This window comes from Capsulimonas corticalis (assembly GCF_003574315.2).
Lineage (GTDB): Bacteria > Armatimonadota > Armatimonadia > Armatimonadales > Capsulimonadaceae > Capsulimonas > Capsulimonas corticalis.
This window is the reverse complement of the sequence record NZ_AP025739.1, coordinates 6,299,143-6,320,922: the sequence shown is the minus strand read 5'-3', so window position 1 is coordinate 6,320,922 and position 21,780 is coordinate 6,299,143. Positions and strand designations below refer to the sequence as shown.

At 56.7% G+C, this 21,780-nt stretch carries 21 protein-coding genes; 14 read left to right on the top strand and 7 right to left on the bottom strand.

Going from position 1 to position 21,780, the window contains the following annotated elements:
- Positions 1-51 precede the first annotated feature (51 nt).
- The 8 genes from D5261_RS27190 to D5261_RS27155 all read left to right on the top strand — a co-directional run bounded on the left by D5261_RS27190 (position 52) and on the right by D5261_RS27155 (position 8,239).
- Positions 52-312: a hypothetical protein gene (locus tag D5261_RS27190; protein WP_119319016.1), complete on the top strand. Its 261-nt coding sequence runs from the start codon at positions 52-54 to the stop codon at positions 310-312.
- The gene (locus D5261_RS27185) at positions 309-851 is read left to right on the top strand and encodes a hypothetical protein (RefSeq protein ID WP_125205750.1); all 543 of its coding nucleotides are present in this window, start codon (positions 309-311) and stop codon (positions 849-851) included. Before D5261_RS27190 ends, D5261_RS27185 begins: the two co-directional genes overlap by 4 nt.
- A gap of 104 nt (positions 852-955) precedes the next feature.
- Positions 956-1,222 carry a hypothetical protein gene (locus D5261_RS27180; protein WP_119319018.1) on the top strand — a complete coding sequence of 89 codons (267 nt, stop codon included), beginning with the start codon at positions 956-958 and terminating at the stop codon, positions 1,220-1,222.
- A 161-nt stretch (positions 1,223-1,383) separates the two neighbouring features.
- Positions 1,384-6,102 (top strand): hypothetical protein, encoded by a 4,719-nt coding sequence (locus tag D5261_RS27175; RefSeq protein WP_125205751.1) that lies wholly within the window; start codon positions 1,384-1,386, stop codon positions 6,100-6,102.
- 42 nt (positions 6,103-6,144) lie between these two features.
- Positions 6,145-6,519: a hypothetical protein gene (locus D5261_RS27170; protein ID WP_119319020.1), complete on the top strand. Its 375-nt coding sequence runs from the start codon at positions 6,145-6,147 to the stop codon at positions 6,517-6,519.
- 43 nt (positions 6,520-6,562) lie between these two features.
- A complete protein-coding gene (locus D5261_RS27165; protein ID WP_119319021.1) occupies positions 6,563-6,814 on the top strand; it encodes a hypothetical protein in 252 nt (83 codons plus the stop codon).
- A 5-nt stretch (positions 6,815-6,819) separates the two neighbouring features.
- The gene (locus D5261_RS27160; RefSeq protein ID WP_119319022.1) at positions 6,820-7,197 is read left to right on the top strand and encodes a hypothetical protein; all 378 of its coding nucleotides are present in this window, start codon (positions 6,820-6,822) and stop codon (positions 7,195-7,197) included.
- A gap of 727 nt (positions 7,198-7,924) precedes the next feature.
- Positions 7,925-8,239 carry a hypothetical protein gene (locus D5261_RS27155; RefSeq protein WP_125205753.1) on the top strand — a complete coding sequence of 105 codons (315 nt, stop codon included), beginning with the start codon at positions 7,925-7,927 and terminating at the stop codon, positions 8,237-8,239.
- Positions 8,240-8,255: 16 nt separating this feature from the next.
- On the opposite strand, the gene D5261_RS27150 is transcribed toward D5261_RS27155, so the two are convergent.
- On the bottom strand, positions 8,256-8,510 hold the full coding sequence (locus tag D5261_RS27150; protein ID WP_119319024.1) for a hypothetical protein: 255 nt from the start codon (positions 8,508-8,510) through the stop codon (positions 8,256-8,258).
- Between the two features lie 152 nt (positions 8,511-8,662).
- Between D5261_RS27150 and D5261_RS27145 the strand changes: the two genes are divergently transcribed.
- Positions 8,663-9,394, top strand: a complete 732-nt coding sequence (locus D5261_RS27145) for a hypothetical protein (protein WP_119319025.1) — start codon at positions 8,663-8,665, stop codon at positions 9,392-9,394.
- Positions 9,395-9,452: 58 nt separating this feature from the next.
- Complete coding sequence (locus tag D5261_RS27140) at positions 9,453-9,803, top strand: hypothetical protein (RefSeq protein ID WP_119319026.1); 351 nt, start codon at positions 9,453-9,455, stop codon at positions 9,801-9,803.
- Positions 9,804-9,909: 106 nt separating this feature from the next.
- On the opposite strand, the gene D5261_RS27135 is transcribed toward D5261_RS27140, so the two are convergent.
- Entirely contained in the window at positions 9,910-10,764 is an 855-nt protein-coding gene (locus tag D5261_RS27135) for an SDR family oxidoreductase (protein ID WP_119319027.1), read from the bottom strand.
- A gap of 182 nt (positions 10,765-10,946) precedes the next feature.
- Here D5261_RS27135 and D5261_RS27130 point away from each other — a divergent pair, with 182 nt between their 5' ends.
- Entirely contained in the window at positions 10,947-11,327 is a 381-nt protein-coding gene (locus D5261_RS27130; RefSeq protein ID WP_245992439.1) for a winged helix-turn-helix transcriptional regulator, read from the top strand.
- A gap of 33 nt (positions 11,328-11,360) precedes the next feature.
- On the opposite strand, the gene D5261_RS27125 is transcribed toward D5261_RS27130, so the two are convergent.
- The 4 genes from D5261_RS27125 to ilvA all read right to left on the bottom strand — a co-directional run bounded on the left by D5261_RS27125 (position 11,361) and on the right by ilvA (position 15,830).
- On the bottom strand, positions 11,361-12,137 hold the full coding sequence (locus tag D5261_RS27125; RefSeq protein WP_119319029.1) for an SDR family oxidoreductase: 777 nt from the start codon (positions 12,135-12,137) through the stop codon (positions 11,361-11,363).
- A gap of 150 nt (positions 12,138-12,287) precedes the next feature.
- Positions 12,288-13,388, bottom strand: a complete 1,101-nt coding sequence (locus D5261_RS27120; protein ID WP_119319030.1) for an NADH:flavin oxidoreductase — start codon at positions 13,386-13,388, stop codon at positions 12,288-12,290.
- A 178-nt stretch (positions 13,389-13,566) separates the two neighbouring features.
- The gene (locus tag D5261_RS27115) at positions 13,567-14,535 is read right to left on the bottom strand and encodes a hypothetical protein (RefSeq protein ID WP_125205754.1); all 969 of its coding nucleotides are present in this window, start codon (positions 14,533-14,535) and stop codon (positions 13,567-13,569) included.
- A gap of 35 nt (positions 14,536-14,570) precedes the next feature.
- Positions 14,571-15,830, bottom strand: coding sequence for a threonine ammonia-lyase IlvA (gene ilvA, locus D5261_RS27110; protein ID WP_119319679.1), 1,260 nt, complete (start codon positions 15,828-15,830; stop codon positions 14,571-14,573).
- Between the two features lie 321 nt (positions 15,831-16,151).
- Here ilvA and D5261_RS27105 point away from each other — a divergent pair, with 321 nt between their 5' ends.
- Positions 16,152-17,312, top strand: coding sequence for a cytochrome-c peroxidase (locus D5261_RS27105; protein WP_119319032.1), 1,161 nt, complete (start codon positions 16,152-16,154; stop codon positions 17,310-17,312).
- Between the two features lie 265 nt (positions 17,313-17,577).
- On the opposite strand, the gene D5261_RS27100 is transcribed toward D5261_RS27105, so the two are convergent.
- On the bottom strand, positions 17,578-19,242 hold the full coding sequence (locus tag D5261_RS27100) for a GGDEF domain-containing protein (RefSeq protein WP_165863860.1): 1,665 nt from the start codon (positions 19,240-19,242) through the stop codon (positions 17,578-17,580).
- Between the two features lie 248 nt (positions 19,243-19,490).
- Between D5261_RS27100 and D5261_RS27095 the strand changes: the two genes are divergently transcribed.
- A complete protein-coding gene (locus tag D5261_RS27095; protein WP_165863861.1) occupies positions 19,491-19,952 on the top strand; it encodes an HD domain-containing protein in 462 nt (153 codons plus the stop codon).
- A 151-nt stretch (positions 19,953-20,103) separates the two neighbouring features.
- Positions 20,104-21,750: a GH35 family beta-galactosidase gene (locus tag D5261_RS27090; protein ID WP_165863862.1), complete on the top strand. Its 1,647-nt coding sequence runs from the start codon at positions 20,104-20,106 to the stop codon at positions 21,748-21,750.
- The last annotated feature ends 30 nt before the right edge of the window (positions 21,751-21,780 follow it).

Genomic DNA, 21,780 nt, shown 5'->3' with positions numbered 1-21,780 from the left:
TCTTTTGATTCGTTACTCAGCTTAACTCGCAAATACGAAAGGAACATGCAGATGAAATGGACTTGGAATTGGCTTTCGGGTCAGGTGACGAAACTCTTCTCCTCGCACAAAACGGCGATTGGGGCGGTGCTGACATCGGCGGCGGTTGCGGCGCTGCAAAGCGCGCAATCTGGAAAGGTGAACTGGAGCGCGGTGGGCGTGGCGGCGGTGACGACGGTGGGGGCGCTCGCCAAGAGCCCGCTGACGCCCAAGCAAGATCTGCCGACGGACAATGGAGCGGGGGATGCGGCTTCAGAAGGAGGCGCGAATTGAGCATTGCATTGAGTGCGGCAGAGAAGGCGGCGCGGCAGCAGGCGGTGATCGCGCGAGCGACGGAATATCTGGGGACGAAGGAGGAGCCGCTCGGCTCCAATCGGGGACGCGATGTCGATCGGTTTCTTCTCGCGGCAAACTGCGCGCCCGGCAATCCCTGGTGCATGGCGTTTGTATACGCCATGTTCTCATGGTCGGGCTATACCAGCGCCAATGGGGTGACCTTGCTGTTCCCGACCGCCTCTTGCCAGGCGCAGGCGGATCACGCAAAGGCGAACGGCTTGCTGGTTTCGGCGGACGATGCTCGGACGCAGCTTGCGTCGGGATGGGTGATGCTGAAGTGGGAGCCGGAACTCGCCCGCTACGCGCATTCGGGGATCGTGACGGCGTACGACAAGGCGTCGGGAGTTTTCAAAACAATCGAGGGCAACACGAACACCGATGGCGGCCGTGAAGGCGTCGAAGTGGCGCGGCAGACGCGCCGGATTGCCGACACCGCCGGCGGCCGCGCAAAGTACGCGTTTATTCGGACGGCGTAACGGCTGAACCGCCTCCATAGAATGATTCGAGCTCCGAGCGCATGTCGCGCTCGGGGCTCTTAATTTTGCGAAGGTCGAGAGACATGTTTTGATGGGGATAAGCGATGCCAGGTTTACCGTTCAATACGATCACCGACGCCGTCACGGCGTTGCAGAAGCGTCAGGTTCCAATCAGTCAAATTCCGCAAACGCGGCAATTCATTCAGGATCGATACGATCAATTGCGGCAACAAGGGTTTTGGGAGCAGCCGCAAAACACATCCTTCGGTCACTCGCTAAGGCAGCAGGGATTGGTAAACGATCCCACTCAGGGGCAAGCCCCAAAGCGCATTCAGACGGGTGTGGATCAGGATGACGAGCCAACTTATTGAGCGCCGCCGCCCGCTCGCCAAATCGCTCGTTGATATTCTACCCGAAAGTATGTTCGTATACTGTGTGATTAACTCTAAATTCGATTTTATTCCGATGGATTTCAAAAGCTCTCACCGTATATCGCGGCGAGGGCTTTCTTATTGAAACTTGAGGCGCAAATATGCCCAATACAATCGTCAAATCCCAACCACGCGGTTATCCTGTGACGCGATTATCCAATGGCCGGCTGATTAGTCAGGATCCGGGTTTGGTCAATACGCCGATCTACAACGCCGCTGCTAATAACGGCGGATTGAGTCTGCGTGTTTACGATCCCGCCAGCAACACGACCCATACGATTTTCAATAACGGCAAAACCGCCGACTTTGATCGTCACGGCCGCCTGATGGACAGAGCGGGCGTGCAAAATGCGCGCAACATCAACCAGATGAGCTATGAGGCCGCGACGGGGACTACTCCTTATTCCGCGCCGCGTCCTGTGTCTGCCGCGATCCGTCCCTCTCCTCCCGCGCCGATCCCGCTCAGGCCGGCGCTTCCACAGACACGAATCCGCAAGGACAAAACAGGCTTCACGATTGTGACCGCGCCGAACGGGTCCGTGAAGTACTTCGATCCGAAGGGCAATCCCAGTACGGCGCAGGCATGGGGCGCCGCATTTAGGCTCCATGGTCAGTCTTTTGCTGGAGGCCCGAATCCTACTATAGAAGTTTTGAAAACTGGCTTGGGCGAGACCCGCCATCAAATCTCTAAGATGTGGAATGGAGCGACGGACCTCGCCGGCCAGTCGATCGGCAACTTGGGAGAATATCTCGGCAATGGTCTGCTGGCGCTTCAAGGCCGTCTGACCGGCAATCAAAACGAAGTCAACGCTGCGCGGGAAGGGCAGCAAAAGAATCGGGATGCTTTGCATGATCTCGCAAGCCAAATGACGCCGGGAACGTTCAAGGATATCGCTCAAGCGTCCGGGCAGGCGTCGGCGAACGACTGGGAGGACGCCTGGAAAACGGCTTCGGCGATCCCTGGCAAGAATGCTCAAGCGTTTAAAGATGATCCCCAGCAATGGGCGATGAACTTCGCTTCCGCGGTAGCCCCGTTCGGCGAGAACCTTCTCGCGAAGTCGGCGAGTATGACACGTCTGGCGGCCGGATTTCGCGCGATGGGGCAGACAGAGCGGGCGGCGACTCTGGAGGCGCGCGCTGCGGCTTTGAAGGCAATCGGCAACGGGATGACGCTTAAGCCCGTTACCGAAGCGGCGGAAGGAGTGCTGACGAAGATTGGGAGCAAAGTCCCTGGCGGCGTCGGCAAATTTGTCGAGAGAACAGCGGAAACGAACGCGCGCACCGCGCGTCTCGCGGAGCGTCAGGCGGCGACGCAGGATCTGAACAACGACTTGAAGCGAATGAAGTCCGCCCCGATCGATCCGCGCGATGTTTCCGCAGCTGTCGCCAAACACCCACCATCCGATAAGCCGACGACTTTGGTGGTGCAGAGATCGGATATTCCCTCTCCTTCATTACGAGCTTCCAGGGTGGCTAGTAAACCAGCATATGCCGCCACACCGCAGAATACGAGCGGCTTCAAGCAGTTCATGAACGACGTGTCCGCTGGCGAGGTGGCCAATGCGAAAAGCACAGGCTCGAAAGTCCATCAGATTCAAGATGTGCTGGCTCAGGCCGGGATACCGAGTGATGAGGCGGCAGCCACGGCGGCGAACGGCATTTTTGGTCCGGAACTGACATCGATTCTCGATCACTATTCGGGCGGCGTCAATGTGCAGGGAATTGTACCGGGGAAAGGCGTTGCAGTGAACGGGGCGGGAGATGTCGCCGTTCACCCAACGCATACAATTGTCGTAGATGGAGAACCGGCGGATGTTGCGCCGGTGGTCAAATCTGTGGGCGCCATCGCTTCTCCCGATAGCGTTGACGCCCATCGTGTATTGATCCCAGGAGAGACGCTCGGCCCTAACGACACCAAGAGTACGATGGTTCAAGTTTCCATCCCCAGCGGCGTCTCTCCAGATGTTGCCGTCAACGTCGCCAAGGATTTGGCAGGCCACCCCGATCTAGTCGATCGCAACGGCGCGCCCTTGATTTCCAATCCGACGATTATTCACGACGCGGATGGCGCGGCAGTCATTCACGGAAGCTCAATTGACAGTCAGCGGCAATATGGGACGTCGGCGGCGGATTTCGCCACGGATTTCGGTGATAAAAGCGACGAAATCAGCCGTGTTTTGGATAGCTTTGGTCTGCCCGCCTCGCTCTCTATTCACCCTACGGTGACGACCACGATGCCTATCGCGCTGGAAACGGCGCCCAGTATTTTCGACAAACCAGTCCCAGGAGAAAATCCTTATGTCCAATCCTCGGAAAGCAACCCAACCAGCAACTCAAACAGCGACGCAGGCGGATCTCAATCATATTCTGCGGATTCGGGAGGTCCTGCGCCGCAAGGGTCATCTGGCGGAGACGCCGTCGATCCACCAACTCCTCTCGACAAAGCGACATCCCGCTACGCTGATCGTCGTGTCCAGCAGGCCCAAGACGATCCCCAAGGATTCTCCGAAACCCACGGGGATGCCGTAGATCCGCCGGACGATGCGCCGCCGGATCCTGACATTACTTCAAACGATGCCCCTTCAACCGAAAGAGCTCCCGCAGATGCGGGGGCTCTTTCGGATTCTGGGCAGGACGCAAATGATGACGATGGCTTGAAGCCGAGCGCTAAAAGCAAGTTGGATGCAGCCGCAGATGCAGCGCAAGCACGTCTTAAGGCGCAACTGAAATCTGACCGTCTCTATAGTTCAAACGCTTTCATCCCTAGTCAAGAGCTTGCGCGGATGATGGCTGATGCAATGATTGTTGCTACTCGCGTGATTGTCGATGGCGCCACGGATTATACGGAATGGCAAAAGCAAATGCTGAAGGAAGCGGGGGATTGGGTTGAACCGCACCTGCAGTTTATTTGGGACGAGACGCGCCGAAAACTCAATCTTCATACGAATGCTGACGCCACATCTAATCTTGGTGCTCATGCTACTTTATCAAATCCTGAATTATCGACGACTTCGTTTTCAGATTCTGCGTTTGATCCCAATGAAGACGCATCAGGTCATCCGAATCGCTCTCAAACTATTGCGCAAGGTCCAGATGCGGACGAATTATCACCACAAGAGTCTCAGTCATCCTTGGGAAATCCAGATGATGTGGTTGCGGATAATTCTACAGGATCCGATGATACTTCAGCTCCACCGCCTACACATACTGAGCTTGTGGCAAAGTATTTTGGCGTCGACCCTGAAAAGTTGCTCACAAGCATCCACAAACGTCTGGAGGATCGCAAAACTCTCGTAGATATCGATGACCCCGATGATGTGAAGTTGCAAAATGACATTGCAACATATGGCGCGTTCGATCTAGCTAAGGGAAATGGCGCCAAAAAAATCAATTCTCGCACGTGGCGCCAAACCCTTACACACGACATCAATGCTGCGGACACTAAAAAATATGGGATATTATGGAAATCATCGCGAGATAAATATAACCTGGCATTGAAAGCCGAACAATTCCGAAGATCTGGAGCGGCAGGGAATTTTCCACAAAATGTTACCGCTTCGCAAGCTAGAGCAATGCCTAAGGATAGTAGAGGTCTGCCGCTCAATCCAGATAGGAGTGTTCACTTTCCGGCTCTTGAAAAGCTGAAACAAGAAAAGTCTATTGGCGCAGCTGAGCAAACACCGCCAGTCAATTACACGGAAATACCATTTCGTAACAGCCATCTCATTCAGCCTGGAGATGCGAGCGCCTCTCGCGTACACCCGTGGGATATTTATCATGCTGTAAATAGAACATTGAAAAATATTGGAGGAGAGATTACTGGAGGAATGATTGGTGGTGTTGGATATGATAGATCCATTGCGGGGCACCAGTATATTCCTATACATAACGACGAAATTAATGTATTAAGAGACGAGCATGGTATTGTGGCGCCAGATGCAGGGCCTCAGTATTTTGCGACGAAGAGTCGGAATGGTAGGGTTGCGGCGGCGGCGTCTCGTCCGGGCACAAGCACGGCGCTTCACATGTTGATGGATAAAGGCGGTGGGACTCTTGGCATCCTAATTGGGGGACATGGGATGTCGCGTGGAGGTTTGAATTATGGACGTGCATATCGTGCAGAAGTCAAATATGCTATAGAGACAGGGCGTCTTCGCCAAACGGATTTGGATGCACTAACACGTCATATTGCTTCCAAACAGAAAGGACTTTTAACGATCAAAGGAGAAGACCTTAGTGGGAAGATCCATACTTTCGATGATTGGTACAAAATTGCTCCTCAATTCAATTTTGGTGTGCGTAATGCTTTCTATGAGGCTCTTGGAGATCCCTCTCTCGCAAAAAAAATCGGAGCGCCGACTGATCAAGAAGTGTTAGGAGGATTCAATGGATATCATAATGTTGCCACGGGGCATGTTGTGTCGCTCGTTCATGTCGAGCCTGGACAAGGTAAAGCGAATTCTACACCCGAACTTAACAAGATCCATGGCTTCGATCCGCCAATTGCTGAGAACATTGCCTATAATTACCCTTCCAGAGGATACGGTCACGGAGTTTTGGAAACTCCATTCCCCGGTCTTCTTCTCTATCACGATGCCTTGTTAAAATATGCGATCTCTCATGGAGAACGATATACAGGGACAACAAAAAATATGATGAACTGGATAGCAAATGGAGGCGGTGCGCATTTGACGAAAGTTACTCCGGAAATGATTAGTCGAATTGAAAATTGGATACAGCATCCCTATGATGTCGAAAAATGGACGATAGAAGATGCTAAAAGAGCCAGGACAGATATAAAATTAAAAAGAAATCAGTAGAGAACGTAAATTCTAACATTGTTGAAACTAAGGAGTGATGAAATGTCTGACGATTTAAATGAGAAAAGCCCCGTTGATGAGCTTTTTGAGAGGATATTTGATAAGGAAGATCTTGAGGATGAGGGAGCGGAAGAAGATAAGTGCGGGTCCGATATATTAGAAATACTTATGAAGGAAGCGCGTAATAATCCGATTTGGTTTCAGGATGGGTCGAGCAATCAAGATATTTTGCCTGTCGAAGAGCAAGAATCTCCAAGAGATAAGTACGGTAAAAGGGCAATGGAATACTTAAATGATATTCCTATATCTCCAGAAATAAGTGCACAAACAGATGAAATAATTAGAAAGATCCGTACCGAAGTTGGAGGGCCGTTTTCAGATAATTGGGTGAATCCTAATCAAAAAAAACAACAATAAGTTCTTTCTTTTGTTCAACTACTTAGGATATGGTCATGGAGAAATGGTCACGCCATTTCCTGGGCAGCTGCTCTTCCACGACGCCTTGCTGGAAGCTGCACTAAATACAGGGAAAAAATACACAGGGACGACGCGGAACATGATGTACTTGCAACCAAAAAGCAGTGATTATTTAGCAGAAATGACGCCAGAGATTCTCAAACGAATAGAAGACTGGATAGAGAACCCTTATGACGCCGAGGCATGGGCGAAAGCAGAAGCTGAGAAAGCTGGCACTCATCTAAACAAGGAGTAACAAGGTTGTCCGACGATTTAAGCAAGAAAAACTCCATTGACGAACTCTTTGAGAGAATATTTGATAAAGAAGACCTTCTTGATGAGGAACAGGATGAAAAGTGTGAACCCGATGTGATGGAGGAGATAATGGAGGAAGCGCGCACGAATCCGATTTGGTTTCCAGACGGTAGCAGTTCGCAGGATATTTTGCCTATCGAGGAGCAGGAACATCCTAGGGACAAATATGGCAACCGGGCAGCGGATTATGCGAGTCCGCCTGTGACTCCAGAACGTATGGCAGAGACACGTGAAATTATAAGGAAAATCCGTGAGGAGCTTGGCAGCCCATTTGCTACTAACCGAATCCATCCTGGTGAGAAAAAGGACATTAGCGAAAGTTAATAGACTTATCGTGTCTTATGGCGCCTTCGGCATAGCGTGCTACTCCATTAATTTCCAACAGAAGAGCTTCCGCAGGTGCGGAAGCTCTTTCGGATTTTGGGCAGGAGGCAAATGATGACGATGGCGGCTCCACTCCGCCACCAGCCGCTGGCGCTCTCGCTCCTGGCGCCAATCATCCACGCAGTCGCGTTGAGAGACTGTGGGAACGGATCTATGGGTGGTGCACACAAATGACGGCGGAGGCCAGAGCCTGGGTCAACCCACATATCAAACGCATCTGGGATACGTCGCAACATATCTACCGCACAGCGGAACAGGGGCAAATGTGGCTGCACCAACCCGGCGAACGCGAGGCCGCCTCGCGTCCTCAGAATCCGCCAAAGCTATCTCAATCCGCAAGAGCTCGATTAGCGGGGCCTGACCCTGATCCTGAATCAGTGCGTCGCGGAGACATCCCTCCACGAAATCCAAAAGGATATAGCACGTGGTTTGAAATGGCTTTAGATCGAGTGAACTGGGGAGCAATCCAGGGCGTCATTTCCAACGAGCGAATGAAGCTCTGCACAGATATTTTCAGGAGAATCCAGAATTTGCGGAATTGCTGAATCTAATTGCTCCTGGCATCATCGAACACGTTGCTAGCGGAAGTAATAAAGCTCCCCGTGGATTTATATTAATTTGATTTTAGTTCCCAAAGAATAACAATGTTTTTCAATGAGGTGTGATCATGGATCGGTATGTAGGCAATCCTTTTTTGCGATTCGTCGATTGTTATGTGCTGAAGGCGATTGGACATTTGGAAGAGAGGCATAAAGATGGTTTACGTCAAATGACGCCGGCGCTGGTTAAGACTTATGGCGTTCGTGGTTCGTGGGATGCGATTGTGGCTCAAGTCATGCGATTTCCGCCGACGCTTCCTGCGAAAATCAAGGAGATATGGGATAAGAACGCCGCACATGCAAAGTCTCTGAATCAAGCGATTGATCCGGAGGAATTTACCACTCGATTTGTCGATCAGAACTTTCTCCCGAAAAGCGTGTAGTCGTCGCTCACTCCAATTATTGATCGTTCTTGCTGGAGCAACTGAGAAATCGGTTGCTCTTATTTTTTTTGTCCTTTTTCAACCCTATGTCCACCACATTCCAAATCATGGCGACCACCATCGCCACCGGCATTCCCACGGCGCTCGCTACATGGATGCTCAAGGAAGTTTCCACCAACGCGCCCGACGCAAGGCAAAGGCCGAGGCGCTTGTTGCGGCTGCCGCGAAGGAGCAACGCTTGGATGAGCGCACGGAGGCGCTGTTCGAACAATATGAGATGCGTTGGTCCAGGCGGGAATGTTGCCAAACGACGCCAACGAATCGCTGGCGAATGGAATTTTCGGTCCTGAACTGACCGCCATCCTCGATCATCACGCCGATGGGGCAAGTGTCCAGGAGATTGCGCCGGGGTAGGGAATCTCCGTGAACGCCGAAGGCGATCTCACCGCACATCCCACCCATACCGTGGTGGTTCACGGAGAACCGTCAGCCGTGGAGCCGGTGACTCACGCGGTCGCGGGGATAGCGAAACCGGGAGACGTCGGCGCTTCCCGCTTGGCGGTTCCCGGAGAGACGTTCGGCCCGAACGAAATCAAGACCACGGGAGTTCAGATCTCCATTCCAAGCGGCGTTCCACCCGAAGTTGCGTCCAATGTCGCCAAGGATCTTGCCGGCCATCCCGATCTGCTCGATCGCAATGGCGGGCCTCTCATCTCCAATCCGATTGTCTATCACGATGTGGATGGAAATGCGGTCATCCACGCGAGTTCGCTGGACAGCCAGCAAAATTATGGAACGACGCCGGAAGACTTCGCGACGGATATCGGCGACAAAAGCGACGACATCCAGCGCATTTTGGACAGTTACGGCCCGCCAACCGCACTCTCCGTCCACCCAACAGTAACCACCTTGTCCGCCGCGCCGGAAACAGCGGCTAGTGTTCTCGATTCGCATCACATTAACACAGGAGATAACGCCAATGCCGCTTGGGTTGAATTGCTCAATGTGAAGCGACGTGATATTGAGGGCTGCACAATGACTTTTCCAATGGCTGAAATTGCTCTCGAAGCGGCTTATGGTGGAGAAGAAGTAAAATCTGCAATGAATGCCGCCGGTTTTTCCTGGCTAAGCTGGGAGTATTCTCAACTGGAGTAGAGATGCTCATCAGGTGATAGAGATGTGGTGACGCCGCTGGGGTTGGTATAATGCCGCAATGGATTATCCAACCCCGCCTCTGGTCATTTATATAGATGTCGACGATACCTTCGTTCGCACTTACGGCGCGAAGCGTATTCCCATCCCCGCTGTTCTGAGCCATATCCGGATGCTGCACGCGCAGGGTGGGGTGGAGATGTATTGCTGGAGTTCGGGCGGAGCCGCGTATGCGCGGGGAAGCGCGGAGGAGTTTGGAGTGGCGGACTGTTTTACGGCGTTTTTGCCCAAGCCGCAGGTGATGATTGACGATCAAGATGTCAGCGAGTGGCGGCAATTGCTCCAGGCGCATCCCGCTGGCGATGTCATGGCGACAGCCGAGGATTATCGGGCTCGGCTGGCGTCCCGTTGATTGTATCTCCTCGCCGACAGACGGCGATTTCCACCAAACATCTCCTCATCGATTGCGACTATCATGGCGTCTACCAATGGATGAGGAGGGGATATGGCGCTATCGATTAGGATTTGAGGGCTGTAGAGACTGCATCCGCCAGCGTGACAGTCGGTCGTCCGATCAGGTCGCGAAGGTCGCTCGACGTACTGTCCAGCTCTCCTTTGGACGCGCCAAGGTCCGAATCCACAAGGATTTCGGCGAACTCGGCGGGCAAGCCAAAACCGAGCAGCGCGCTTCGGTACGCTTCCTCGGGAAGATGATTGTAAGAAACGGTGGTCCCCGCTTGCGCCGAAACTTCCTCCGCCAGCGTGGTCAAGGTGTATGGGATATCGCCCGCAAGTTCGTACACCTTGTTCTCATGGCCCGACCCTGTCAGGACCGCGACCGCCGCTGCGGCGAAGTCCGCGCGCGACGCCGAAGCGAAACGTCCGTCGCCGGCGGCGCCGAGGATCGCGCCGTGCTGAATGGCGGCCCCAAGCTGTTCCGTGTGGTTCTCCAAATACCAGCCGTTGCGCAGGAACGCGAAGTTCAGTCCTGAGTGACGGATATTCGTCTCCGTCGCCTTGTGCTCCGCCGCAAGCATCAGCGTGGACGTATCGGCGCGCAGAATGCTTGTGTAGGCCAGCAGCGTCGCGCCTGCAGCCCGGGCGGCGTCGATGACTGCCTGGTGCTGGGCGATCCGCACGCCCAGTTGATTGGAGGAGATTAGCAGGGCTTTGTCCGCTCCCGCAAACGCCGCGCTAAGTGTCTCCGGCTGCGAATAGTCCGCCTGACGCACGTTAACTCCAAGCGCGGCCAAATCCCGAGCCTTCTCCGGGTTCCGCACGGCGGCGACGATTTCTCCGGCGGGAATCTTCGCCAGCAGCCCTTCAATCACAAGACGGCCCAATTTGCCGGTGGCGCCCGTAACGACAATCATAATATTTCCTCACATTTCCTGAGAGCGTTATTGCTGAGAAGTTGGTAACTTCTAGTAACTATGGTACTCTCATCATGCCGGGCCTCGTCAAGACGGCACTTTTTCATTACGAGGTTACGCAAAAGTAACCCATGGGAGATCATAGAGTGATTACGGAGACTAGCAGAGAAAAAATATTTTCGTTGTCCCAGGCCGATGCTCCTGAAACACGCAGCGACGATACGTCGGGATGTCCGCTTCGGGATATCCTCGATCGCGTGGGCGACAAATGGAGCGTGCTGGCAATTGTCGGCCTCAAAGACGGTCGAATGCGCTTCAGCGATCTTCGCCGCTCGATCGAAGGGATTTCCCAGCGAATGCTGACACAGACATTACGGCAGCTTGAGCGCGATGGACTGATCACCCGAACCGTGTATCCTTCGGTTCCCGCCCGCGTCGAATATGAGCTGACTGCACTGGGAGTCACGCTCATCGAACCGCTGACGGCGCTTGCCCGCTGGTCGGAGAACAACCGACGAGCGATTCTCGCGAACCGGGCCGCATACGACAGCAGAGAGATCTGATGGGCAAACGAAATGCCCGCCCATCACAGGGCGCTAATGCGATGAGCGGGCGGCGACCATGGCGTCATTGAACGTCTTGAAAAACGCGTCGTATCCGCCGCTGCTCGCAGCGCCGCGCAGCGTCCTGACTCGCTCCACACAAATTTCAGTGGCGTCCGGCGACGTCGTCAAGATTTGTATGGTCTCGGCGATATATTCCGCCAGCGGCATCGCCATCGGATCGTTCGCCTGCCGCGCGCCCTGGAGTTCGGTCTGCACGTAGGGCGGGATTAGCTCCAAAACCTGAACCGACGTCTCCTTGAGCTGATAGCGCAGCGACTCCGTGTAGGAGTGGATCGCCGCCTTCGTCGCGCAGTAAGTCGGCGTCAGCGCCAGCGGGACAAACGCCAGGCCCGATGACACATTCATGATCGCCGCGTGCGGCTGCTTCAAAAGCGCCGGCGTCAGCGCCGTCGTGAGGCGGATCGGTCCCAGGAGATTTGTCGCGATTGTGGCTTCGGAATCCGATAGAGTTTCCGACGGATCAAGCAGGTTCTCGTTCTTCATGACGCCGGCCATATTGATCAGGACATTGAGCTCCGGAAAATCCTCAGTCACCCGCGCGGCGAATGCGCGGATGCTGCCCGCGTCCGCGATATCCAATGTCAGCGACTTCATGCCGGGGTTCGCGTCGGTCGCCGCATCCAGCGTTTGCTGGCTGCGCCCCGCAATAACCACCTGGTTCCCCAGCGCGTGAAAGGCTTCGGCAAGGCCGCGTCCGATGCCGGAGCCGCCGCCGGTGATCAAGATCGTATTCTGTGTCATCTTCATGCCATATGTTCTCCTGACGTCACTGCGTATGCGTCTATTATACTTTATCAAATGACATAAATCAATATGTGTCATTTATTAGAGCGTGACTTTGTCGCAGACACGCTGGAGAACAACGAAATCTTGTCCTCCAGCGCGTCAATATCGATTCTACGAAAGCGACGCCAGGGCCGACGTCTCGAAGTTCATGAGTTCTTCCGTTCGCCTCTCTCGCACTTTCACGGCCCAATGCGGATCTTGCAGGATCGCGCGGCCGACCGCGATCAGGTCAAAGTCGCCACGATCCAGACGGCGCGTCAATTCGTCGAGCGACGCCGGCTGCGACGATTCGCCGCCAAAGGCCGCGACAAAGTCGCCATTGAGTCCAACCGAGCCCACGGCGATGGTGGGTACGCCGGTCAGCTTCTTCGCCCATCCGGCGAAGTTCAGGTCGGAACCCTCGAACTCCGGATCCCAGAAACGGCGCTGCGAGCAGTGCAGAATGTCCGCCCCGGCGTCCACCAGCGGCTGAAGCCACGCTTCCATCTCCGCCGGCGTATTTGCGAGGCGGGCGTTGAAGTCCTGCTGTTTCCATTGCGAAAGTCGAATGATCAAGGGGAAGTCGGGGCCAACGGCCGCTCGCACCGCCCGGATGACCTCGGCCGCGAAGCGCCCGCGCTCCGCGATCGTCGGCCCGTTGAATCGGTCCGAGCGCTGGTTGGTCCCGGCCCAGAAGAACTGATCGATCAGGTAGCCATGCGCGCCGTGGAGTTCGGCGGCGTCAAATCCGAGACGCTTGGCGTCGGCGGCGGCGCTGGCGTAAGCGGCGATCGTATCCGCAATGTCCTCGTCGGTCATGGCCTTCCCAAGCGGAGCGCCTGGAGCATTCAGCCCCGATGGGCCTTCATAATCGCTGTCGGCCGGCCAGTCGCTCCCCTGAGCCCGGACCGCGCCGACGTGCCAGAGCTGCGGCGCCATCAATCCTCCGGCGGCGTGTACGCCGTCGATCACCTGCTTCCATCCAGTGAGCTCCCGCTCTCCATGAAAGCGGGGAATGTCTCGGTGGTTCAGAGACGTAGGCCGCGCGATGCCCGTGCCCTCTGAGATGATCAAGCCGACCTGTGCGGCGGCGCGGCGCGCATAATATTCCGCGACATCCTTCGTTGGAATGCCGCCGGGCGAGAACGTCCGTGTCATCGGCGCCATGACGATCCGGTTGGGCAGCGTCAATCCCTTGATGGTGATTGGTTGGAACAAAGTATCCATGGACAAAGGTATCTCCTGAAAAATTGTGGCCGTTTTGGTCGTGCGTTTTTGTTCGACGCGCGACTCTTTAACGACCCTGGAATCGCGTTAGTTCCTTAAAAGCCGGGAATTCTTTATCGTCCGGTACAAGAAACTGACGACGTTCATTGCTGCGAAAAGAAGGGGGCTGAACGTAAGCCATGTCCTATCGATCGCGCGTTATACCGACCAAACGCAAAATCCGTGTGAACGGATTTTGGCTCTTGTCACCGGGCGCTTGCGCTTGTCCGACCGAATCGATCGTTGGCAAGCCGTCGCGGAACGCGGGGGCTTTTTTTCGGATTGACTGGATAAGGGCCGTGAGGAAGTCAGGGTAGGGGACAGGAGGAAACGTTTCGGGCAGTATGGCGTAGGCAAGGCCGTCAGGCCAGGGCATATTCGAAAACGCGGGGAGGCCAAACGCTTCACGCAGTTTCAAGATTGCGAGAATTTCGGCCGGAAAGGATTGAAACTCCGGCCATTCGACATCCATCATGCTGTGTGACAGTGCGCTTTGCGCCACATGGCGCTGTCCGGCATCGTAAAGAGCGGAGCGGATTTTCTGTTCGTTTGGATCGCGCCAATACTCAAGGATCGTCTGGTATGCCGGCAGTTCTCGCACGGTCACTCCCAAAAACGGGTCGGCTTCGCCCAGATAATCCGCATAAAGCCGAACGCAGAATGGCCCGATTGCGGTTGCGCCTGCATCGTACCAGCGGTTGTTCGAATGCTCCTGCGAAATCTTTCGCGCGATGATCCGCGCCTCCTCATCTCGGCCGATGACAATTGCCCGAGCTAGCTTCAATCCCGCTTTTGCCTGCGACCCGCCGCTCAGATTCGGCCTGGCTGTTCGCACATTCACGTTTACGGCAATCGACACGGCGTCGCAATAGGCCGCAAGCGATGCAAACTCCGACATACGCCGCCAATCGTTCTCATAATACGCGATGGCCGCATGCTGCCCGTACCAGTGAGAGATTTGATCCAATCGAAAAGGAGCATGTCCAATCTCTTGACGCCAGTCTTTGATGGACGCCAAATGAGCGACGGGCTGCCGAAACTGAAAGTCTTCACTGTGCGAGATCCACTCGCGCGCCTCTTTGACGCACCGATCGACATTCCACTTTTTCGTCACCAACGCCTGCTCCCTTGCGGAGGATTCTCGTGAGATTATAACACGAAGCGAAACAGCGCGCTGTCGCGCCCGATGATCTCGTAGCGCAGGCCGATGTGGTCCATGCGTTCGAGGAGGGGCGTGAAATCTTCTTTGCGCGTTAGCTCGATACCGACGAGCGCGGGGCCGTATTCGCGGTTGCTCTTTTTGATGTATTCGAAGAGGGTGATGTCGTCGCCGGGGGCGAGGGCTTCATCGAGATATCGGCGCAGGGCGCCGGGGCGCTGGGAGAATTCGATCAGGAAATAATGCTTGAGGCCGCGGTCGATCAGGCTGCGCTCGATGATCTCCGGGTACCGGGTGATGTCGTTGTTGCCGCCGCTCAGGATACAGACCACCGTTTTGCCGCGTAGCCTTTCGCCCAGCACGGGCAGCGCGGCGATGCTGAGCGCGCCGGCCGGCTCCGCGATTACTCCTTCGCTCTGATACAGGGCGATCATCTCCGTGCAGACTTTCCCCTCGTCGATTGGCAAAATCTCCCGAATCAATCTCTGGCAGATCTCAAAGTTGTGGTGGCCGGCGGTCTTCACGGCGGCGCCGTCCACGAAGGTGTCGATCTGCGGCAATGTTACGGGATGACCGGCTTCCAGCGCGGCGAGCATGCAGGCCGCACCCGCCGGCTCCGCGCCAACGAGCATCGTTTCCGGAAAATACTTCTCGGCGTAAAGCGCCAAGCCGCTGATAAGGCCGCCGCCGCCCACGGGGGCGATCAGGAAGTCGGGAGCGCCGCCCAGATCCTGGGCGATCTCTGCGCCTACCGTACCCTGGCCGGCGATTACGCGCGGGTCGTCAAACGGGTGAGCAAAGATCTTATGCATCCCATGCGCGTACTCGGCGGCCAGCCGATAAGTTGCGTCAAACGTGTCGCCGACCAGCTCGATCCGCACCCAGCGTTCACCCAGAGTTCGCACGCGCTCCACTTTTTGCCGGGGCGTGTTCTGCGGCATATAGATGCAGCCCTGGATCTCCAATGCGCGGCATGTGTACGCGACTCCCTGCGCGTGGTTGCCGGCGCTTGCGCACACGACGCCGCGCGAGCGCTCCGCATCGGTCAGCGTGCTCATCAGATTGTAAGCGCCGCGCAGCTTGTACGAGCGAACGATCTGCAAGTCCTCCCGTTTCAAATAAATCTCCGCCCCGAACTGCTCGGAAAGACGCGCATTGCGCTGGAGCGGCGTATGCATCACGACGGAGCGGAGCCGCAAAAAAGCTTCCTCGATGGATTGAACGGTAACGGCGGGGATGTGCGTGGTCATACCGACCATTATACTTGGAGACGCCGGCGGATCTGTCTGTATGTCTCTGTACAATCTCTTTGTTAAATATTTTTAATCTTTCAGATCTTTTGAGAGATATTTCATTGTATTATGAATAATGGTGGAGTGCAGACATGCAGAGCGAGGTTTTCAATGCCGGAGCCTCGCCCCGAGCCCTCTCTGAGTCCGATATTCCTAGACTGATAAGAGCGAAAAACTCTTCTGAGCGCATCCGCGTTTCATGAAGCGGCGCTCTATGCTTGTTTGGCAATCGACGGCGCTTGATGCTCGTCCACTACTTTCCAGTTCTATTCGGAGGACATGTTGAAGACTAACAAACGATTGTCGCTGATCGTTACGGCGCTTAGCACCGTGGTTTTAGGAGCGGCGTTACTGGTTGCGGGCTGCGGCGGCGGGGGAGGCGGAGGCGGCGAAACGACGACTGCCGAGAAGGCGCAGGTGGGGAAACTGCTCTTTAACGACCGCACCTTGTCGTCACCGAGCGGGCAGGCCTGTTCTTCTTGCCACGTCCCAACCGCCGCTTTTGCGGACCCTCGGCAAGATTCGCCAACCTCTGAAGGAGCCGTGGCCGGCCGGTTTGGCAAGCGGCAGACCCCCTCCATCAAGTATCTGGTGTATTCACCCAAATTCCACTTCGACAATGATGAGCAGGATTATATCGGCGGCCAGTTCTGGGACGGGCGCGCCGTGGATTTGAAGGATCAAGTCCATTTCCCGATGCTCAACGCCGCCGAGATGAACAACGCCACCAAGGCGGATATCGTCGCGCGTGTGAGCAATGGACCGTCCGCCGTTCGCATCCGCGCCATCTACGGCGACAATGTGTTCAGCAACCCGGACCAGGCGTTCGACGCCATCGCGGACGCCATCGCGACATACGAATCCTCATCTGAGGTCAGCCCGTTCACCTCCAAGTACGACTACTATCTCAAGGGGCGTGCGACGCTGACGGCCAGCGAACTGCGCGGCCTCAGCCTCTTCAAAGGCAAAGCGGTCTGCAACAACTGTCACCTCGCCGATCCAAGCGCCGATGGAACGCCGCCGATGTTTACGGACTTCACCTACGACAACATCGGTCTGCCGCGTAATCCTAATAACCGGTTCTATTCCATGCCGCCCGCGCTCAACCCCGACGGCGCCGCCTTCGCGGACATCGGCCTGGAGCAGACGACCCATCGCACCGACGACGCCGGACGGTTCAAAGTGCCGACCCTGCGCAACATCGCCGTCACCGGGCCCTACTTCCACAACGGCGATATGACGTCTCTGACCCAGGCCGTGCAGTTCTACAACAAGCGCGACCTCGGCAGCTTCGGCGCGCCCGAATTCCCGGCCACCATGAACCGGGAAGAACTCGGCAACCTCCATCTCACTGATGACGAAGTCGCCGACATCGTCTCATTCCTCAACACACTCACCGACGGCTACAACCCCAGCACGCCGTCGATCGCACACGCATAGCCACACGCCGCCCAAAACGGCTTCCGCCCTGGCGCGCCTCTGCAAAGAGGCGCGCCGATTCATCTTCCTGCTTCTCCACCTCAACGACAAATCTCTCTGGCGCGCGATAATGGAATCGAAAATGGCGAACAAAAATCCTTGTCTTTTGCAGGAGGGCGTCATGGCTCAGCGTCACCATGGATCGAGTGCGAGAGATTGCCGAAATCATGATGCATCCACGGTAAGATCCGGAGCACTTGTGGCAATGAGCGCCAGCAATGCGCAATCATGCGGCGCTGAAGAGGGATTCGGGGTCGCTGGCGAGGATCCAGCGGTTGCGGCCGGTGTGTTTGGCGGCGTAGAGGGCGGTGTCCGCGCTGGCGATGAGCGCTTCGGGATCGGTTCCGGCGATTTGGATGTCGGTGACGCCGATGCTGACGGTAATCTGGCGATTTGGAAATTGGTGGGCCGAGACGGCGGAGCGGACGCGTTCGGCGGTCGCGCGGGCTTGCTCGGCGTCGGCTCCCGGAAGCAGTAGGGCAAACTCTTCGCCGCCGTAACGGGCGGCGAGGTCGCCGTCGCGGATCGAGTCGCGCAGCACGGTCGCCATGGTGCGCAGGACTTCGTCGCCGGCGGGGTGGCCGAAGCTGTCGTTGTAGAGCTTGAAATGGTCCACATCGAGCAGCATCACCGAAAGCGATGCGCCATGGCGCTCCGCTTCGGATAGTTCGACACGCAGGCGCTCCTGAAAATCGCGATGGTTGGACAGACCGGTCATGCCGTCGGTCGTCGCGAGGCTTTGCAGACGGCGGTTCTTTTCCTCCAGCTCCCGATACGCGCTGCGCAGGTCGTGATTGAGGGTGTTGTTCTCCAAAATCACGAAGATCTGCCGCAGCAGCATCAGCGCGATCAGCAGTCCCGATCCCACATAAACGCCGATTTCCAATTCTACATCCATACGGTTTCGGAAAAGGTTCGCGTCGGGATGATGTTTGAGCATGTAGACGATCAGCGCGCCGACGCAGGGGATGAGGGCGTAAGGGATCATCGCGCGCCACAGTAATGGGCTGGTCATCGCGGCGGTGCGCTGGACATCCGCTGGCTCCGTCGCTTGTGATTGCGGCGTCACTTGCAGGAGTTCGCTGCCGCTGAGGGCGATCAGGCCCCATCCCAGCAGCCAGCCCATGTCGGTAAGCTGACCCGTCTGGTAGAGGTTGTGCAGGGTCAGATACCCAAAGGGAACATCGGCGCACACCACGGCCAGGATCCCAAAGACAAGCAGGCGCACCACGCCCTTCAGCGGCTGCTCATCGGCGTGCCCGGTCAGAACGAGAAGACAGAACAGCGCGACCAAATCAGAAATAGGGTAGGCCGCTCCGAGGATCACTCCCAGGCTCGCTTCCGGCGCGGCGAGGACGATCGGACCCAGAAGAAAATACCAGCTGAACGTCACCAGCGCGGTGATCGTCATGAAACTGTCCATCAGCACGCGCCAGCGCATCGCCGGCGCCAGGGGACGGCTGGGAAGAAAGAGAACGCCCAGAAACAAAAAAGGGTAGCACAGCAGATAGCCGGCGTCCGCCCACGATGGAAATGGGATCTCACGCTTCAGACCGAGCTCATAATACGTCCAGATAAAGGTCCCGGCGCCGTACGCAAACGCCCCGAGTCCCAGAAACAGCGCCGCCCGCCATCGCGCCGTCACCTCACGGGGAGCCTCCTTGGCGAACGCCTTGCCTCGTAATTTCCAGCAGTCCCAGAACACCCAGCAGCCGGCCAGGGCGGGAATAAGACAGCAAATGATGTCCGCGATAGCGGCGATCCGCGCGTGCGATGCCGGCCAAAAGAGCGCAAAAAGTATGTATGCGACGCCGGCGCCCAGCACGATCCACAGGCGACCCGCCAGTAATCCTTTGGTTTTACTGGAGTATGTTGGCGTCTCTGTCAGCATAATGAACTCCTCACATCCATTATGCCGTATTTCCCATTTTCCTTGAAGCGCAAAAATGCCTGGGGCGAGACGCCCTCGCTCGATACTATACGCGTGGGGAGAGTAGAATAAATGCCGACGCGCCGGTATCATGAAAGCACGCTCGTTCCTGATTCCGTCCCACAACCTTCCCGTTATAGGAACCAGGCGACGCCGATTTCACAACAAGCAGTCACCCCAGGAGAGTGAGAAGAAAAGGAGATTCAAGATTGACGCACGAAGAAGCATTATTAGTCGCGAAAGCGTTCGCGATCGCCGCCGGCGCGCACGCCGATCAAGTCAGTCGGGACGGAACCGCGTATATCCTGCACCCGATCCGCATGGCCGTGCGCTGCGAGGACGCCGACGGTCAAATGGCCGCCGTCCTGCATGATGTCGTGGAGGACACGCCCATCACGCTCGCCGATCTCGCCGACGCCGGGATCCCCGCTCAAGTCCTGACCGCCGTGGAGTCCCTCACCAAGCGTGAAGGCGAACCCTACGAAGCCTTTATCGAACGCGCCTCCCGTAACCCCCTGGCCGCGCGCGTCAAACTCCTCGACCTCGAAGACAACCTCAACCCAATGCGCCTCTGCGCCCTGGATGACGAAGACCTTCAGCGCATCGCCAAATATCACCGCGCCTGGAACCGGCTCCGGGAGATGATGGGCCGCGAAGTATCGCAGTGTTAGCCGCCGCCCGATGGTCTATGTCATTGTGAGCCTCATGGGATATCGTTGATATGCTAACATATTGATATGTAATTAGTAGTTGACAGATATGCCAATATTCCCTATACTAGTATCCTTGAAGGAATTCACCGTACTCAAGGAGAGATTCACAATGACAGTCGCTCGGTTCGTAGGGCTCACTCTGGCTGTCACAGCCGGAGTCATGGCCGGCGCGGCGAACGCCCGGATTGCGCCGAAGGCCGCCGTCCGCGCGCCGCTGGGCGCCGGCGTCCCCCAGCTGCGCAAGCAGGACGGCGTCACACAGCTTTTCGTGGATGGGAGGCCGTTTCTGATGCTCGCCGGCGAGCTGAACAACTCCAGTTCATCGAGCCTGGCGTACATGGAAAAGATCTGGCCGCAGATGAACGCGATCCATGCGAACACCGTATTGACGCCTATTTCCTGGGATCTGGTCGAGCCCAAAGAGGGCGTCTATGATTTCGCCCTCGTGGACGGACTGATCCAGGGCGCGCGCCAGCACCATCTCCACCTCGTTTTTCTCTGGCTTGCGAGCTGGAAAAACGGCATGTCGAGCTACGATCCGCTTTACGTCAAGCGGGACACCCAGCGCTTCCCGCGCGCCATGCAGCGGGACGGAACTCCGCGCGACGTCCTCAGCACCCTCGGCGAGAATGCCTGCGCCGCCGATTCCCACGCCTTCGCCGCCTTGATGGCGCATTTGCGTGAGTTCGACGCCAAGGACCATACCGTCGTGATGATGCAAGTGGAAAACGAAGTCGGCATCCTCGGCGATTCACGCGACCGTTCCGCCGCCGCGAACACAGCCTACGCCGGCCCGGTCCCGCAGCCGCTGATGGACCATCTCAAGAAAAACGACCAAGACCTCAATCCCGAGTTCCGAGACCTCTGGGTCAAGGCCAGCCAGAAGACCTCGGGAACATGGGAGCAAGTCTTCGGAGCAGGACCGGGGACGGACGAGATCTTCATGGCCTGGAATTACGCGCGCTATGTCGATCGCGTCGCCGCCGCCGGCAAAGCCGAATACCCAATCCCGATGTACGCGAACGCCTGGCTCAATGAGAAAGGATCGCAGCCCGGCGACTACCCGAGCGGCTGTCCCGAATCCCATGTGATGGATGTCTGGCAGGCCGGCGCTCCGCATCTCGATATGCTGTCGCCCGACCTCTACGCCTCCAACTTCACCGAGCGCGCCGATCTCTACACCCGGCGCGGCAACCCTCTCTTCATCCCGGAAATGAACAGCGACGCCGGCGGGGCGCACAGCATCTTCTACGCCATCGGCGCGCACAACGCCCTCGGGACATCGCCCTTCGGCGTCGATCGCGTCCAGTCCGACAGCCCCTTCAGCAAAAGCTACGACATCCTCAGCCGAATCGCGCCCTGCATTCTGGCGCATCAAACGCAGGGCGAAGTCATCGGCTTCACCATCGACGCCGATCATCCCGTCGTCAAGCGCACGATGGGCGGCTACGATCTGGAAATCTCCTTCGACTCCGCCCTCGGCCGCAGCTCCACCTCCGGATACGGCATCGTGATCGCCCTCGCCCCCGGCCAGTTCCTCGGCGCCGGCAGCGGCTTCAGTGTCCGATTCCGTCCCTCGTCTCCCGGCGCCCCCAAATACGGCGGCATCGCCTCCGTCACCGAAGGCTCCTACATCGACGGCGTCTGGACCCCCAACCGCCGCCTCAACGGCGACGAAACCGATCAGGGCGGCCGCTGGCGCTTCCCTAGCTGGAGCGCCGGCGTCTCCCAATGCACTGCCTACGGCTACAACTAACCCGCCGCCTACCACCCCGAATAGACAAAC